The 514-nt window shown below is 66.1% G+C and carries 1 protein-coding gene; it reads right to left on the bottom strand.

What is annotated here, in order from left to right; translation table 11 throughout:
* The coding region (locus tag G3I71_RS46580; protein ID WP_239149789.1) for a glutamate--tRNA ligase family protein at positions 1–514 on the bottom strand (514 nt) is incomplete at both ends.

Raw genomic sequence — 514 nt, 5'->3', positions numbered from 1 at the left:
GCCCAGGACGCTTCATCGTCCGGAGGGGAGTCGAGGAACAGCCAATCCACGTAGTTCGTGATCTCCGACAGCACGGTGATGCGGGTCTGGGCGTACGGGGCCACCGTCTGCCAGACCGCCTCATCGAACGCGGCCTCCTGCCACGGTGCTGCCTCGCCAGACAGCCACGGCCGGCAGGCGTCGGCAAACTCCTGCGGGGACAGCGCCCGCACGTAGTCCCCGTTGAAGGCGGACAGCTTCTTGACGTCGAAGAACGCGGATGCCTTGTTGACGTCTTCCAGCCGGAACAGCTTCTCCAGCTCCGCGAAGGGGCGGACCTCGACGTTGTCGCTGGGGCCCCAGCCCAGGAGCATCAGGTAGTTCACCATTGCGCTCGGGAGGTAGCCCTCGGCGAGGTAGTCCTCCAGAGCCACCTTGTCACGGCGCTTCGACAGCTTCTGCCGCTTCTCGTTCACGATCACAGGCAGGTGCGCCCAGACGGGTGCCGGGGCCCCGAGCGCGTCCCACAAAAGCT

This window comes from Streptomyces sp. SID12501 (genome assembly GCF_010550245.1).
In the GTDB taxonomy this organism is placed as follows: domain Bacteria; phylum Actinomycetota; class Actinomycetes; order Streptomycetales; family Streptomycetaceae; genus Streptomyces.
The sequence above is the reverse complement of the archived record's forward strand: the minus strand, read 5'-3'. Positions and strand labels throughout refer to the sequence as shown.